11 protein-coding genes and 1 riboswitch are annotated in these 14,622 nt (G+C 36.9%); of the genes, 3 read left to right on the plus strand and 8 right to left on the minus strand.

The features are described from left to right. Window positions 1–29: 29 nt before the first annotated feature. The 4 genes from cysD to RNZ46_RS04375 form a co-directional block, all read right to left on the minus strand. The gene (gene cysD / locus RNZ46_RS04360; RefSeq protein WP_316984155.1) at window positions 30–935 is read right to left on the minus strand and encodes a sulfate adenylyltransferase subunit CysD; all 906 of its coding nucleotides are present in this window, start codon (window positions 933–935) and stop codon (window positions 30–32) included. 89 nt (window positions 936–1,024) lie between these two features. Beyond that, window positions 1,025–1,645 carry a phosphoadenosine phosphosulfate reductase domain-containing protein gene (locus RNZ46_RS04365; RefSeq protein WP_316984156.1) on the minus strand — a complete coding sequence of 207 codons (621 nt, stop codon included), beginning with the start codon at window positions 1,643–1,645 and terminating at the stop codon, window positions 1,025–1,027. After that, the gene (locus tag RNZ46_RS04370; protein WP_434063038.1) at window positions 1,645–1,899 is read right to left on the minus strand and encodes a DUF2061 domain-containing protein; all 255 of its coding nucleotides are present in this window, start codon (window positions 1,897–1,899) and stop codon (window positions 1,645–1,647) included. Before RNZ46_RS04370 ends, RNZ46_RS04365 begins: the two co-directional genes overlap by 1 nt. A 215-nt stretch (window positions 1,900–2,114) precedes the next feature. After that, window positions 2,115–2,528, minus strand: a complete 414-nt coding sequence (locus RNZ46_RS04375; RefSeq protein WP_316984158.1) for an RrF2 family transcriptional regulator — start codon at window positions 2,526–2,528, stop codon at window positions 2,115–2,117. A gap of 160 nt (window positions 2,529–2,688) precedes the next feature. Here RNZ46_RS04375 and RNZ46_RS04380 point away from each other — a divergent pair, with 160 nt between their 5' ends. Both RNZ46_RS04380 and RNZ46_RS04385 read left to right on the plus strand, forming a co-directional pair. After that, window positions 2,689–3,882, plus strand: a complete 1,194-nt coding sequence (locus RNZ46_RS04380; protein WP_316984159.1) for a glycoside hydrolase family 88 protein — start codon at window positions 2,689–2,691, stop codon at window positions 3,880–3,882. A gap of 1 nt (window position 3,883) precedes the next feature. Further along, window positions 3,884–5,089 (plus strand): DUF2264 domain-containing protein, encoded by a 1,206-nt coding sequence (locus tag RNZ46_RS04385; RefSeq protein WP_316984160.1) that lies wholly within the window; start codon window positions 3,884–3,886, stop codon window positions 5,087–5,089. Between the two features lie 4 nt (window positions 5,090–5,093). On the opposite strand, the gene RNZ46_RS04390 is transcribed toward RNZ46_RS04385, so the two are convergent. The 4 genes from RNZ46_RS04390 to RNZ46_RS04405 form a co-directional block, all read right to left on the minus strand. Then, the gene (locus tag RNZ46_RS04390) at window positions 5,094–6,260 is read right to left on the minus strand and encodes a trans-sulfuration enzyme family protein (protein WP_316984161.1); all 1,167 of its coding nucleotides are present in this window, start codon (window positions 6,258–6,260) and stop codon (window positions 5,094–5,096) included. A gap of 217 nt (window positions 6,261–6,477) precedes the next feature. Continuing rightward, a complete protein-coding gene (gene thrA, locus RNZ46_RS04395) occupies window positions 6,478–9,879 on the minus strand; it encodes a bifunctional aspartate kinase/homoserine dehydrogenase I (RefSeq protein WP_316984162.1) in 3,402 nt (1,133 codons plus the stop codon). Window positions 9,880–10,104: 225 nt separating this feature from the next. Then, a complete protein-coding gene (locus RNZ46_RS04400; protein ID WP_316984163.1) occupies window positions 10,105–11,379 on the minus strand; it encodes an O-acetylhomoserine aminocarboxypropyltransferase/cysteine synthase family protein in 1,275 nt (424 codons plus the stop codon). A 120-nt stretch (window positions 11,380–11,499) separates the two neighbouring features. Further along, window positions 11,500–11,614: riboswitch (SAM riboswitch) on the minus strand. Between the two features lie 85 nt (window positions 11,615–11,699). Beyond that, window positions 11,700–13,253 (minus strand): hypothetical protein, encoded by a 1,554-nt coding sequence (locus RNZ46_RS04405; RefSeq protein WP_316984164.1) that lies wholly within the window; start codon window positions 13,251–13,253, stop codon window positions 11,700–11,702. Window positions 13,254–13,401: 148 nt separating this feature from the next. On the opposite strand from RNZ46_RS04405, the gene RNZ46_RS04410 reads away from it, so the two are divergent. Beyond that, a complete protein-coding gene (locus RNZ46_RS04410) occupies window positions 13,402–14,577 on the plus strand; it encodes a 2-isopropylmalate synthase (protein WP_316984165.1) in 1,176 nt (391 codons plus the stop codon). Window positions 14,578–14,622: the final 45 nt, after the last annotated feature.

Here is a 14,622-nt window from a genome sequence, read left to right on the forward strand (position 1 = left end):
CGCCTACCCGGAAATGACAAAATTGTATTCTAGAAATACCCTTGCTGTTTACGTTTTTCCATGGCCGCTTCAGAGCGTTTATCGTCTATACGTGCGCCACGCTCAGAAATGGTGCTTTCTCGAATTTCCTGCACTACGGTTTTTATATCGGCGGCATCGGATAAGACGGCTGCGGTACAGCTCATATCGCCAACGGTTCTAAATCTAACGGTACGCTCTAAAACCTCTTCATTTTCATCTCTAAAAACCACCTCATCATCTGCAGACCAGATTAGTCCGTCTCGTAAAAAAGTGGCTCTGGTGTGTGCGAAATAAATAGATGGGATTTCTATATTTTCTTTTTCGATGTACGACCAAACATCCAATTCTGTCCAATTTGAAATAGGAAACACCCGTACATTTTGTCCGTGTTCAATATCACCATTCAACATATCGAACAATTCGGGGCGTTGGTTTTTTTCATCCCATTGACCGAAATCATCACGTACCGAAAAAATACGCTCTTTGGCTCTCGCTTTTTCTTCGTCACGACGTGCGCCTCCAATACAAGCATCGAATTTAAATTCTTCAATGGCATCTAAAAGCGTGGTGGTTTGTAGCATGTTTCGGCTGGCGTATCTTCCCGATTCTTCTTTTACCTTGCCTTCATCAATAGAGTCTTGAACGTTTCTTACTATGAGTTCCAGCCCTAATTCTTTAACCAATCGGTCTCTAAATTCAATGGTTTCAGGAAAATTATGCCCTGTATCGATATGCATTAAAGGAAACGGAATTTTAGCAGGATAAAAGGCTTTTACAGCTAACCTTACTAAGGTGATTGAATCTTTCCCTCCTGAAAATAACAGTACTGGGTTTTCAAATTGTGCTGCCACTTCTCTCATGATATAAATGGCTTCGTTTTCTAACGAATTTATATGCGATGTGTCTTTCTTCATTTTTATTATTTTTTCCATTTGCTACGAATTCACAAATGCTTTTCTTTTTATTTTTAACTGTTTACTGAGACTGTGACTGTTAACTTTAATTAAGCATGCAATCCACACTCTCTGTTTTCTAATGCTTTTGTTGGGTCGAAATATTTAAACTCGTTTGGCAAATTATGTTCTTCTAAATAACTATCTAATTTTTCATCGGTCCAATAATAAAACGGACTCACTTTTAATACGCCATCTTTACTTAAACTAAAAATACCGATGCTGTTTCTAAAGGCCGTTTGCCCTTGGCGCAAGTTGGTAAACCACACGTTTGGTTTATGCTCGTCCATAGCACGTTTAAAAGGCTCCAATTTTACTTGCTCAGTAAATAAGGCGTGTTCGGGCGCATCAACACTTGGTATTCCCAAAACCACATCGCGGTGCGCCGAGGTTTGTTTTGGCACATATAAAAACACATTTAAGTTTAAGTTAGCAATAACATCTTCCGCGTGTTTATAGGTTTGCAGGGTATTATACCCGGTGTCGCACCACACTACCGGAATGTTCGATTTCACTTGACTTACAGCATGCAAAATGGCCGCTTCGTAAGGTCTGAAATTGGTGGTTACCACTGCTTTTTTATTCAGTTCGAAAGCTTTTTTTATAATATCAGAAGGTGATGCTTCTTTAAAAGCCTCGTTTAATTTTTCTATTTGATTTTGGTCTATCATTACTTTCCCCACTTTATGTTATTCCATGCACGTTCATGGAAGAAATACAATACCATTTTTGATGCAAACTCAACTGAAGCTATGGTAACTGCCATGGTTGCTTCGCCTGTGATAAGCCAGGACAAAACAAGGGTATCAAGCGTACCAATGATTCTCCAACTTATTGTTTTGGCGAGACTGCGTTTTACTTTTTCTTCGGATTTTTCAATCTTTTCAGATACCTTTTCTCCTGACGGGTTGTTAATATCTATCACTTTCACATCCTTATTATTTCTATTTAAAACAGCATCAATAATCATATGTTTTGAATTTTTATATTAATCCTATAGATTTACTAGGAGATACAAAAGTAAAATATTTTTTTTCTTATGAAAGATATTTAACAACTTTTAAGGATATGAAAATGATTTTAGTACAATGGACTGTAATTATCTAAAAAAATAGTTTGAATTTTAAGAAATTCTCAACACTAATTTCCCGATAAATCTGCTAATGTGGTGTTTCTGAATACTTGAAGAGTGTTATCGCGCACCTGAATCATGAGTTTATTAACGCTGCATTTTTCTTCATCGGGGCAATCGTCGCACTTTTCGTAAAAATTTAAACTCACACAGGGCACCATGGCAATAGGACCTTCAAGAACACGCATCACATCGGTCATTTTAACCTCGGTAGGCTCTTGCCGTAAATAATAGCCACCGTGTTTGCCTTTTTTAGAGCCTAAAATTCCCGATTTTCTAAGGGTAAGTAAAATGCTTTCTAAAAACTTTGGAGGTATGTTTTCGCTTTTTGCAATCTCAGAAACACGAACAGGTTCGTCCCCTTCTTTTCTGGCAATATAAGTGAGCGCTTTTAAACCGTATTTTGTTTTTTTGGATAGCATGGTGCTAATATAGTTAATTACTTATTCTCTTTAAAACAAACTGAAAAAACTAGATAATTCACAAATGCTTTTCGGTGTTTTAAACAGCTATAAAAGAATTTGTTTTGAGCTTGTTTAGTCTAAATTACTATTTTTACTTAAATCACCTAGCTTGCAATACATGAAAACACTTATTAAAATTACCTCATTACTATGTCTAATCATTTTAAATCAGACGTGTAAAGAAAACCATAGTGAAACCCAACGTTACGAAGACATTATACAAAAAAGCGCAGACCAGTATTCTAAGATGCACAAAACAATATATCCTGAAATAAATAATAAAAATTTTATTCCAAGAACTATAAACGAAAACGGAAAGGTTAGATTAGTTGGTATTTATAATTGGACTAGTGGTTTTTATGCTGGGTCGCTTTGGTATTTAAACTTTTTAACCGAAGACACAAAATGGGAAAAATTAGCCATGGAATACACCAAAAAACTAGACACCATAAAATATTGGGAGGGCAACCATGATGTTGGATTTATTATGGAATGTTCTTACGGAAACGCCTTAAAAAAAACAGTCTCAAAAACATTTGATAGCGTTATTGTTCAAACTGCTAAATCTTTGGCAACCCGTTATCACCCAAAAGCTGGCATTATTCAATCTTGGAATGCCAACAAAAAATGGAATTGCCCCGTAATTATTGACAATATGATGAATCTTGAATTACTTTTTCATGCCACAAAAATTAGTGGCGACTCAACATATTACAATATTGCCGTTTCTCATGCCGATAAGACCTTAGAAAATCATTTTAGACCAGATAACAGCTCGTACCACGTACTCAATTACGACGTTACCAATGGTGAGATTTTAAACAGGAATACGCATCAAGGGCTTTCTGATGATTCTGCCTGGGCAAGAGGACAAGCTTGGGGGTTATACGGTTTTACGGTTTGTTACAGAGAAACAAAAAACCCTAATTACCTAAACCAAGCCATAAAAATTGCCGACTTTATTATAAACCATCCTAATTTACCTAAAGACAAAATCCCCTATTGGGATTATAATGCTTCAGCTAGTAATGAAACACCAAGAGATGCTTCGGCGGCAGCAATTACAGCTTCAGCTTTGTATGAATTAAGCACTTTTACAAAAGATAACAGTAATAATTATAAAAGTTTTGCAGATGACATTTTGCAAAATTTGTGCAGCCCAAACTATTTTGCCGATGCAGGCACCAATGCCAATTTTTTATTGAAACACTCAGTTGGAAGTATTCCTCATGATGTAGAAATTGATGTGCCTTTAAATTATGCCGATTATTACTTTTTAGAAGCGTTGTACAGACAAAAAAAATTAAAATAAAATGAAACAAATAGCAATCATATTTATTCTATTTATTATCCCTTTGAATATGTTTACTCAAAATAACCGAACGGTTTGGGTTAACGAACTCACAAAAACGGCCAAACCCGTTTTAGAGGCTTTAGCGAACGATGAGCTAAAAGAAACTATGCCCGTAGAACAAGGCAGTTTTGAGTATGGCGATAGAAGTTCTTTTGCCGGTTTGGAAGCTTTTGGCAGGTTAATGGCAGGAATAGCACCTTGGTTGGAATTAGGCTCAACCCATACTAAAGAAGGGCAATTTCGTAAAGAATACATAACACTTGCACACAAAGCCATAAGCAACGCCGTAAACCCAAACGCTAAAGACTATTTGAATTTTGATAAAGGAAAACAGCCTCTTGTTGATGCTGCTTTTTTGGCACAGGCTTTTTTAAGAGCACCAAATCAATTGTGGTATCCCTTACCAACCGAAACAAAAAAAATGGTTGTTAATGCCTTAAAAAAAGTAAGGTCCATAAATAATGTGCCCTATAATAATTGGCTTTTATTTGCAGCAACCGTTGAAGCCTTTTTTGTGAAATTTGACAAAGAAGCTGATTTTTTACGTATTGAATATGCACTAAACAAGCACATGGAATGGTATGTTGGAGATGGTTTGTATGCCGATGGAAAATACTACCACTGGGATTATTACAACTCCTTTGTAATACACCCCATGCTTATAGATGTTGTAAATGTTTTACAAGAATCAAATCATCCCTTAAAAAAGTTAAAAGGGAAAATTTTGGAACGCGCCCAACGCTATGCTGAAATTTTAGAGCGTCAAATATCCCCAGAAGGCACTTATCCCATTGTTGGAAGGTCTGCCATTTATAGATTCGGAACATTTCAAGTGTTATCTCAATTAGCGCTTTTGGAGGCATTACCCGAAGAACTCTCTGAAGGACAAGTTAGGTCTGCATTAACAAAAGTATTATTAAGGCTGCATCAACCCGAAGGCACATTCAACGAACAAGGCTGGTTACAAATAGGAGTTGCAGGTCATCAACCTAAAATGGCTGAACCCTATATATGTACTGGCAGCTTATACTTAACCTCCTTAGGTTTTTTAAGTTTAGGCTTACCCGAAAATCACTCATTTTGGACTTCAAAACCAGAACCTTGGACTATGGTTAAAATTTGGAGTGGCGATTCTTCTGTTAAAATAGATACCTATAAAAATTAACTTTTTAATTTAAAGCCTGCCCCAAATCCGCAATAACATCATCGGCATGCTCTAAGCCCACCGAAACACGAACCAAACCGTCGGTAATACTGGCTTCCAACCTATCGGCTTCAGAAAGTTTACTATGTGTCGTGCTTGCCGGATGCGTTACAATGGTTCGGGTATCGCCTAAATTGGCAGATAATGAACACATTTTAAGGGCATTTAAAAATTCACGACCGGCCTCAATGCCGCCTTTAACTTCAAAAGCAACAATATTGCCACCAAGTTTCATTTGTTTTTTAGCGACTTCGTACTGCGGATGCGATTTTAAAAACGGATATTTTACCCAATTCACTTTTTCATGTGTTTCTAAAAACTCAGCAACTTTTAAAGCGTTTTCGCAATGCTTATCGACTCTTACCGCTAGGGTTTCCAAACTTTTAGAAAGTGTCCACGCATTAAATGGCGATAAAGCGGACCCCGTGTTTCGAGCAAACAAATAAACCTCGCGCATTAAATCGGCGTCGCCAACCGTTACGCCGCCTAAAACACGACCTTGGCCGTCGATTAATTTGGTGGCGGAATGAATAACCAAATGCGCACCAAATTTTATAGGTTGTTGCAAGTACGGCGTGGCAAAACAATTATCGATTATTAAAATTAAATTGTGCTTTTTGGCAATGCTACCCAACAGCTCCAAGTCGATAATATCTACCGCGGGATTGGTGGGTGATTCGGCAAATAAAATTTTGGTGTTCAGTGTAATTAAGCTTTCAATGGTCTCGGGTTTATTGATATTAAAATAACTGGTTTCAATATTCCATTTTGGTAAAAACTTAGTGAAAAGTGTATGGGTTGAACCAAAAATAGACCGCGCCGAAACAATATGGTCGCCACTATTTAACAGTGCCGCAAAGGTTGAAAACACCGCCGCCATTCCTGTGGCAAAGGCATATCCGCTTTCGGCACCTTCCATTTTACAAATTTTATCGACAAATTCCGAGGTATTTGGGTTTGTAAAACGGCTGTAAATATTGCGCTGTTTTTCCTCGCTAAAGGAGGCGCGCATGTCTTCGGCGTCTTCAAACACAAAGCTAGATGTTAGGTACAACGGACTCGAATGCTCTAAAAACTCGGTGCGGTTTATTTGCGTTCTAATGGCTTCGGTTTCAAATTGTTTTTTACTCACTTTTATTTTTTTAAATATTTATTTTGGCATTCCCCTGTCGGGTCGGGCTTTCCGCTGCAAGTCCTCGCACCTCCTTCGTCGGGCTGTGGGCTTTCCACTACAATCCCTAATGCGCCTATCTGTGGTGGTTTTTGTTAATCCTTAATTTTAGCGCATTTGCATGTTTAAGTTTTAAAAACCCACCCCTAACCCCTCCAAGGAGGGGAACTGTTACGGTTTAATTAATGTGTTTTGATAACCTCAAAATATCTCCAAAAACGCCTCGTGCCGTAACTTCTGCACCTGCTCCTGCGCCTTGGATTACTATAGGTTGCTCGCCGTAACTTTCAGTGAAAATCTCAAAAATAGCATCACTCCCTTTTACATGTCCCAATGTACTATCTTCTGGAATGGATACCAATTTTACTTCAAGATTCCCTTTGTCTTGCGACAAATCGCCCGACAAATCGCCAACATATCTTAATACATGTCCTGGTTTTTGCTCGTCTTTTATCTTTTGATATTGCTCATCTAAAACATTCAACTGACTTAAAAATGATTCCACAGAAATATTTTGATACGCTTCCGGTATTAAATTTAACACCTCAACATCTTCAAATTCATTTTGCAAATCCAATTCTCTGGCTAAAATCAATAATTTTCTTGCCACGTCGTTTCCTGAAAAATCTTCTCTCGGGTCGGGTTCTGTAAATCCTTTGTCAATGGTTTCTTGAATAATTTCGCTAAACGGCTTGTCTTCCACTGAAAAATTATTGAACAAATAGCTCAACGTTCCCGAAAACACACCTCTTATTCTGGTGATATTTTCTCCTGATTCGTGCAGTAATTTAATGGTATCAATTAAAGGTAAACCTGCTCCAACAGTCGTTTCGTATAAATATTCTTTATTGTGCTCTTTTAATTGAACTCTCAAGTTGGAATAAAAATCGTGCGAAATGGTATTGGCTATTTTGTTTGACGATACCAAATCGAAACCAGCTTCAACCAACGGAATATAATTTTGATAAAAATCTGAACTTGCCGTATTATCAACCGCAATTAAATTTTCCAAATGATGCGATTTTGCGAATGCAATTATAGGGGCAATCGCGCTTTCTTGTAATGTCGATTTTAAATCATCTTGCCAATTGGCATCAACACCATTTTTATTTAAAAGCAATTTTCGGGAATTGGCAATGGCAAACACATTAAGGCTGATGCCTTTTCGTTTTTCAATATCATCTTTCGATTTTAAAATCTGATTTATCAATGCGCCACCAACGCCACCGTGACCAAAAATGGCAATATTTATCTTTTTTGAAATGCCGAAAACCTCACCGTGAATCACATTAACGGCCTTATGTAACTGATCTTTTTTAACCACCAAACTTACATTTCTGCCAGTTACTGTATTGTTGAACAACAACGGCGTAATTTGGTTTTTAATCAACGCATTGAATGGCTTGTGGAACGAACTCAACTCGATACCAATAATGGAAATAACCGATACATCGTCAATCACTTCAATTTTATTAACATCTTGCGAATAAAAATCGTTCTCAAACTCACGCTCAAGGGCAATAACGGCTTGGGTGGCTTTTTCAGCATCAATAATAAGCCCGATACCACGTTCTGAAGACCCTTGTGAAATAATGCTTACGCTAATGCCATGGTCGCTCAACGCTCTAAAAATTCTGGCGTCGACGCCTATTTTCCCTAGTAAGCCACGGCCTTCTAAATTTAACAACGCCACGTTATCTAAAACCGAGAGCGACGTTACTTCTTTGGAACTTGGCTTTGCTGAAATTAGCGTGCCTTCGTCGTCGGGATTAAAGGTGTTTAAAATACGAAGACTGATATTTTTTTCGACTAAGGGAATGATGGTTTTAGCGTGTAAAACGGTGGTTCCGAAATTAGCTAACTCGTTGGCTTCGCTAAAAGATAGCTCCCTAATCTTTTGGGCATCGGCAACCAAATCGGGGTTTGCCGTATAAATACCATTAACATGTGTGTAGTTTTGAAGCTCTTCGGCATCTAAATGATTGGCTAACAAAGCAGCCGAATAATTACTGCCATTTCTACCCAAAGTTGTGGTTTCGCCTTTTGAATTTGAAGCAATAAAACCCGTTATAATATTAACGGTTTCGCCATTATGTTGCTTAAAATAATTTCGAACATTGTCTTTGGTTTGCTGCGAAATGGGTTGGGCATTCCCGAAATTTTCATCGGTTTTTATCAGAGTTCTGGAGTCTGTGGCGTTCGCCTTAACACCTCTTTCAATTAATAAAGCCGACACCAATTTAGCCGATAACAATTCACCTTGAGCTAAAATCTCATCTTTAGTTTTTTGACTATAATCGCGCAATAAACTTACACCTTCAAACAATTTATCGAGGATGGCAAATTCTTCAGAAAAATCAATGGTTTTTAAAGGTTTTTTTTGATAGGCTTTAAAGGTTTGCAATAATGCCTTGTAATCTTCACCTTTTATGGCTTTATTTAAAATAGCTTCCAACTCATCCGTGGCATGGCCTCTTGCCGAAACCACCACGGCTATTTTCTCGCCATCATTTACTTTATTTTCAATAATGGAAAGCACTTTTTGTAACCCGTCTCCGTTTGCTAAAGATTTTCCTCCAAACTTTAATACTTTCATTTTTTTCTTTTTAGAATTTGGCACAAAAATGCCTTCTATTATTTTTTCCAATTGCTCGTATTCTATTAAAAACGCATCGTGCCCATGCACCGAGTTAATTTCGTTATAAGTAACATTGGGGTTTGTAACCGCCAATTGCTTATGGGTTTGCCTGTTTTCTTCAGCTGTAAAAAACAAATCGGAATCAACGCCAATAATATGTATGTTGCCTTTGATATTCTCTAAAACATTAAAATCGTTTTTTCTGTTTTTTGTAACATCAATGGTTTTTAACAACTGATTCATTAATTTATAAGCCGATAACTGAAACCGTTCCTGCAATTTATTCCCGTGATGCAACAACCAACTTTCGACATTGAAAATCTCTAAATCGTCATTTTTTGAACGTTGAAAGCGCTCTTTAAAAGATTCCGGCGTACGATAGCACAACATGGCATGCATACGGGCATCGTGGACTGGATTTTTAGAATTTAACAAAAATTGCTCTTGAATCTGGCAATTGGCGATTAACCAATCGGTAGATTTCCAGTCGGTAGCCACAGGAATTAAATGCTGTGTTAAGTCGGGCTTTATGGCAGCCATTTCCCAGGCAATGCCACCGCCTAAAGAGCCGCCAATAACGGCAAATAGTTTATCGATTTTTAAAGTTTTAAGGCCTATTAAAAATAAGTTGGCCATATCTTTTGCTACAAAATCCTTGTAGTTTTCAATAACAAACCCATCAAAACCGTTACCCGGAATATTAAAGGCCAAAATAGTATAAAGTTTGGTATCGATAATTTTACCATCGCCTATTAAATCTTTCCACCAGCCATCTTCCCCAGCAACGTTGCTATTCCCTGTTAAAGCATGATTCACCAATACTATGGGAGCCGTACCTATAGGCTTACCAAACACTTGATAGCTTAATTTAATTTCAGGGATTTGAGTCTTATTCTCAGTTTCAAAAACCTTAATGGTGATATGTTGCAATGGGTGTTTCAATGTTTAATTTTATTTGGGCGTTCCCCTATCGGGTCGGGCTTTCCGTTACAAGTCCTCGCACCTCCTTCGTCGGGCTGTGGGCTTTCCACTGCAATCCCTAACGCGGTTATATCCGCCAATGTGGTTTTAGCCTTAAAGACCTGGAACTTTTTTTATACTTCTATCCTTTCTTTTGTCAAGACCTGTCAGGTTTCAAAAACCTAACAGGTCTCAAATTCGTTTTAGTTACACCGTTTTAAAAGCTGCTGTTAAATCGGCTTTTAAATCGTCTATATCCTCGATTCCAACCGACAATCTGATTAAATCCGATGATACTCCCGCCGATGCTTGTTCAGCTTCATCCAATTGTTGATGCGTTGTACTTGCCGGGTGAATAATGAGCGATTTGGTATCGCCAATATTGGCAACAATAGAAAACAATTTGGTGTTATCGGCTATTTTTTTAGCCGCATCAAAGCCTCCTTTATGTCCAAAAGTTACGATACTGCTTTGGCCTTTTGGCAAATATTTGTCGGCTAGTTTTTTATATTTACTCGACGCTAACCCCGGGTAATTTACCCAAGCTACTTCGTCTTGTGCTTCCAGCCATTTGGCGAGCTCTAGCGCATTTTCGCTATGTTGTTTAATTCTAACAGGTAAAGTTTCCAATCCTTGGAGGATATTAAAGGCGTTTGTGGGACTTAAAGCACCACCAAAATCTCTTAATCCTTCTAAAATTAATTTAAAAACATAAGATGCTGCGCCTAAGGTTTCATAATATTTTAAACCGTGATAACCTGCTGAAGGTTCTGTAAACTCAGGGAATTTTCCATTTGCCCAATTAAAGGTTCCGCCGTCAATAATCGCTCCTCCAATAGATGTACCTTGACCACCAATATACTTTGTCAATGAGTGAATTACGATATCCGCTCCATGCTTTAATGGATTTAACAATACAGGCGTTGCCACGGTATTATCTACAATAAACGGTACGCCAGCTGCTTTTGAGTGTTCTGAAATGGCCTCTAAATCCAATACGTCCAATTTCGGATTTCCTAAAGATTCGGCAAAAAAGGCTCGAGTATTATCTTGCACGGCTTCGGCAAAATTCTCCGGATTTGAAGGGTCCACAAAGGTTGTGGTAATTCCCAATCGGGGCAACGTAACGTTCAGCAGGTTAAAAGTACCGCCATACAAACTACTGGAGGCTACAATATGGTCGCCAGCTTTTAACAAGGTTAACAAACCTGTTGAAATGGCCGATGCGCCCGAAGCAAACACTACAGCGCCAACACCACCTTCAACGGCTGCTAAACGCTCTTGTAATATTTGATTTGTGGGGTTGTTCAATCGGGTGTAAATAAACCCTAATTCTTTTAATGAAAACAGGTTGGCCGCATGATCGGAATTATTAAAAACATACGATGTGGTTTGATAAATTGGTACCGCTCTGGTTCCTGCATTTGTAGTTACATCGTGTCCGGCATGTAAAGCGTTTGTTGCTAATTTTTGAGTACTCATTTTTCTAGTTTTTTTGAGTTAATAAATTGATTAAATCAAAAGTCAAAATGCACCGTTAACGGTATGCTTATATAGAAAAATGTTAAAAAGAAATTATTAAAATTGCAGAATGCAATTTTTGGGTTATCTATCTAAAACAAATAATTGTTAAAGTAGAATTTAGCACCTTCCCCGAAAATTCGGGAGGTTGCTAAGGCTTCACTGGGTCTATTCCCTCCGCCTTTCTTGATAACATTTCAATAAGTTATTGAACTTTGTGAATACAAATATTCAGTTAGAAAAAGTTATAAACCAAATTTTTTGCTCTTTTTTTTTGAAAATTATTGATTTTTTAAAATTTGAGCTTCAAATTTATTACTGATTATTAAACCAACAGGTTTATTTTCAATTTTCGATTCCAACCACGAAATAATATCTAAATACAAAAATGCTCTACTTTGATAGGGGTCGTCCTCAAACTGTTTTAGTTTTTTATGAAGTTTGATAAATTCGGCTTTTACATCTTGAGGATAAATATCGCCCAAACCTCTTAAAAATTTGATGAATTCTTTTTGCACCTCGTATAAATCTTCCATCTTAATTAAAAACTTATAGGTGCTTCTAATTAACACATCTAAATTGTAATCCATTCCAGCCTCGTAATGTGCGACTAAATTTAAAATTCTGGAAAAACACAATAAATCTTCTCGCATTTGCAAGGATTTATTACTGATTATTTTATCTAAAAACTGGATGCTTTTTTTGTTTTCGCCGGCACCAAAATACATACTCGCAATTTTATAATAAAACACCATAACGTGGTGCTCGTCAATCCGGTTTTTATACTTTTTCAATTTCTCTAAAACCTCGTCTATTAAAGGCAAACCTTCAGTAAAACTACCTTCAATAAAATGCAAATTAAACTTATTGTTGTATATATACAAAAAGGCTAAACTTTCGTTATTATCATCCAACGGAAACCATTTTTCTTTAGTAATTTCCTCCAGTTTCAGTAAGGTAGTTTTAAATTTTTCGTAATGTCTTAAATAAAACAAGGCTTCCAACAAATAATGATTTCCTCTTAAAAAAAAGACAGGATTTAGCTTTATCATATCTTTGTTTTCATAAAACAAATCAACCCATTTTGAGGCATATTTATAGCAGGCCAAAAAATCCAAGGTTAAAAAGCTGTACCACAAATACGCTTTGTAAAGCCATAATTTTTCTCTAAAACCTAATTTATTGATGTCGTATTTTGGCAGTCTGTCGTTAAAATATTTGGTTATACGTTTGTGTTCGGTATCATTTTTTATGTAGCCCGTTTTTAAAAACAAACCGTATAACTGCAATGATAAATTAGACAATTTACTGGCCAAAACGTTTTGCAAACTTAGCGCTTTGGCTTGCACGGTAAGCTCGTCTGCCCTATTGCTTAAACTTCGCGTAATGTATTGCGATTCAATTATTTTTTCCAGCTCCACAATTTCATAAGCAATATTTTTTTCTTCGTTATTAATAGCCAAAGTTTTGGCTTTATCCAAAATTTTTAGGCTTTGTTTATACAGTCCTTTGTGGTATAAAATTGTTGCGAAATCGAGTTGCTCACGGATTTGAATTCGAATATTTTGGTGCGACGGATTCAATCTTAAACTAATAAGAATCTGTTTGTACAAATGCGCTTTTAAGTTTGATAATTGCTGTTTTTTAACGATGCCTTTTTTTAAAATAACGGCTTCATCGTAAACCGAAAGCTTATCGAGAATATTGAATAGCATCAAGAATTTTGAATCTTCATTTACCCCTAATCTTCCTACATAAAGTTTAAACTGTCTTTTTTCAGATTTAGACAGCGACTTTACCAATACAAACAAATTATCTTTTTGCTCTTTTGTCATAGTTACTAAAACACACTTAATTAGCTTATTTTCAACGATTTAACAATTCAAAAACCAAGTTAAACATCGTAAAAAACACAGGTTGAATTCCCTATTTAAGAAACCAAAATATACATTCGTATAAGAATACAAAAATATATTTTACTAAATGTCTGATAATAACGTCCAAATTTTTGATACAACGCTTCGTGATGGCGAGCAAGTCCCTGGTTGTAAATTAAATACAGAACAAAAATTAATTATAGCCGAACAGCTTGATAATTTAGGTGTTGATATTATTGAAGCCGGTTTTCCGGTATCGAGTCCAGGCGATTTCAAATCGGTTGAAGAAATATCTAAAATTGTAAAACATGCCACCGTTTGCGGCTTAACGCGCTCTGTTGAAAACGATATAAAAGTAGCCGCCGAAGCCTTAAAATATGCCAAAACACCTCGAATCCATACGGGTATTGGCACATCGGATTCCCATATAAAACACAAATTCAAATCAACTCAAGAAGATATAATTGAGCGTGCGGTACAAGCCGTTAGTTATGCTAAGTCTTTTGTTGAAGATGTTGAATTTTATGCCGAAGATGCCGGAAGAACCGATAACGAATATTTAGCTCGTGTGTGCGAGGCTGTAATAAAAGCAGGTGCCACGGTTTTAAACATTCCCGATACTACGGGCTATTGTTTACCCCACGAATACGGTGCTAAAATTAAGTACCTAAAAGAAAACGTAAAAGGTATTGATAAAGCTATTTTATCCTGCCATTGCCATAACGATTTAGGGTTGGCCACAGCAAATTCCATTGAAGGGGTTATTAACGGCGCACGCCAAATAGAGTGTACCATCAACGGTATTGGAGAGCGCGCAGGAAACACCGCTTTAGAAGAGGTTGTTATGATTTTAAAGCAACACCCTTACTTGAATTTAGATACAAGAATTCAAACCGAAATGCTATATGGCATCAGCCAATTGGTATCTGATAGCATGGGTATTTACACGCAACCCAATAAAGCTATTGTTGGTGCCAATGCTTTTGCACACAGTTCGGGAATTCATCAAGATGGTGTGATTAAAAACCGCGAAACATACGAAATTATAGACCCAAAGGATGTTGGCGTAACCGAATCGGCTATTGTGTTAACAGCACGAAGCGGAAGAGCTGCCCTAGCATACCGAGCAAAAAATATAGGCTACGAATTAACGAAGCTTCAGTTAGATGAAATTTACACTAACTTTTTGGATTTTGCCGATAAAAAGAAAGAAGTTGATGATAACGATATTCATCAAATTATTGAAAACAGTAAAGTTTACAGAGAAATTATTTCAGCTTAATTGAGAAAGAATTCCTAGAGTTTTTTCTCTAGGTTCCTTTAAAAT

The sequence above is a fragment of the Hwangdonia lutea genome (genome assembly GCF_032814565.1).
Lineage (GTDB): Bacteria > Bacteroidota > Bacteroidia > Flavobacteriales > Flavobacteriaceae > Hwangdonia > Hwangdonia lutea.

Coding starts and splice junctions, on each gene's coding strand:
- cysD (WP_316984155.1), bottom strand. CDS start 935: ATGAAGAAAGACACATCGCATATAAATTCGTTAGAAAACGAAGCCATT.
- RNZ46_RS04365 (WP_316984156.1), bottom strand. CDS start 1,645: ATGATAGACCAAAATCAAATAGAAAAATTAAACGAGGCTTTTAAAGAA.
- RNZ46_RS04375 (WP_316984158.1), bottom strand. CDS start 2,528: ATGCTATCCAAAAAAACAAAATACGGTTTAAAAGCGCTCACTTATATT.
- RNZ46_RS04380 (WP_316984159.1), top strand. CDS start 2,689: ATGAAAACACTTATTAAAATTACCTCATTACTATGTCTAATCATTTTA.
- RNZ46_RS04385 (WP_316984160.1), top strand. CDS start 3,884: ATGAAACAAATAGCAATCATATTTATTCTATTTATTATCCCTTTGAAT.
- RNZ46_RS04400 (WP_316984163.1), bottom strand. CDS start 11,379: ATGAGTACTCAAAAATTAGCAACAAACGCTTTACATGCCGGACACGAT.
- RNZ46_RS04405 (WP_316984164.1), bottom strand. CDS start 13,253: ATGACAAAAGAGCAAAAAGATAATTTGTTTGTATTGGTAAAGTCGCTG.
- RNZ46_RS04410 (WP_316984165.1), top strand. CDS start 13,402: ATGTCTGATAATAACGTCCAAATTTTTGATACAACGCTTCGTGATGGC.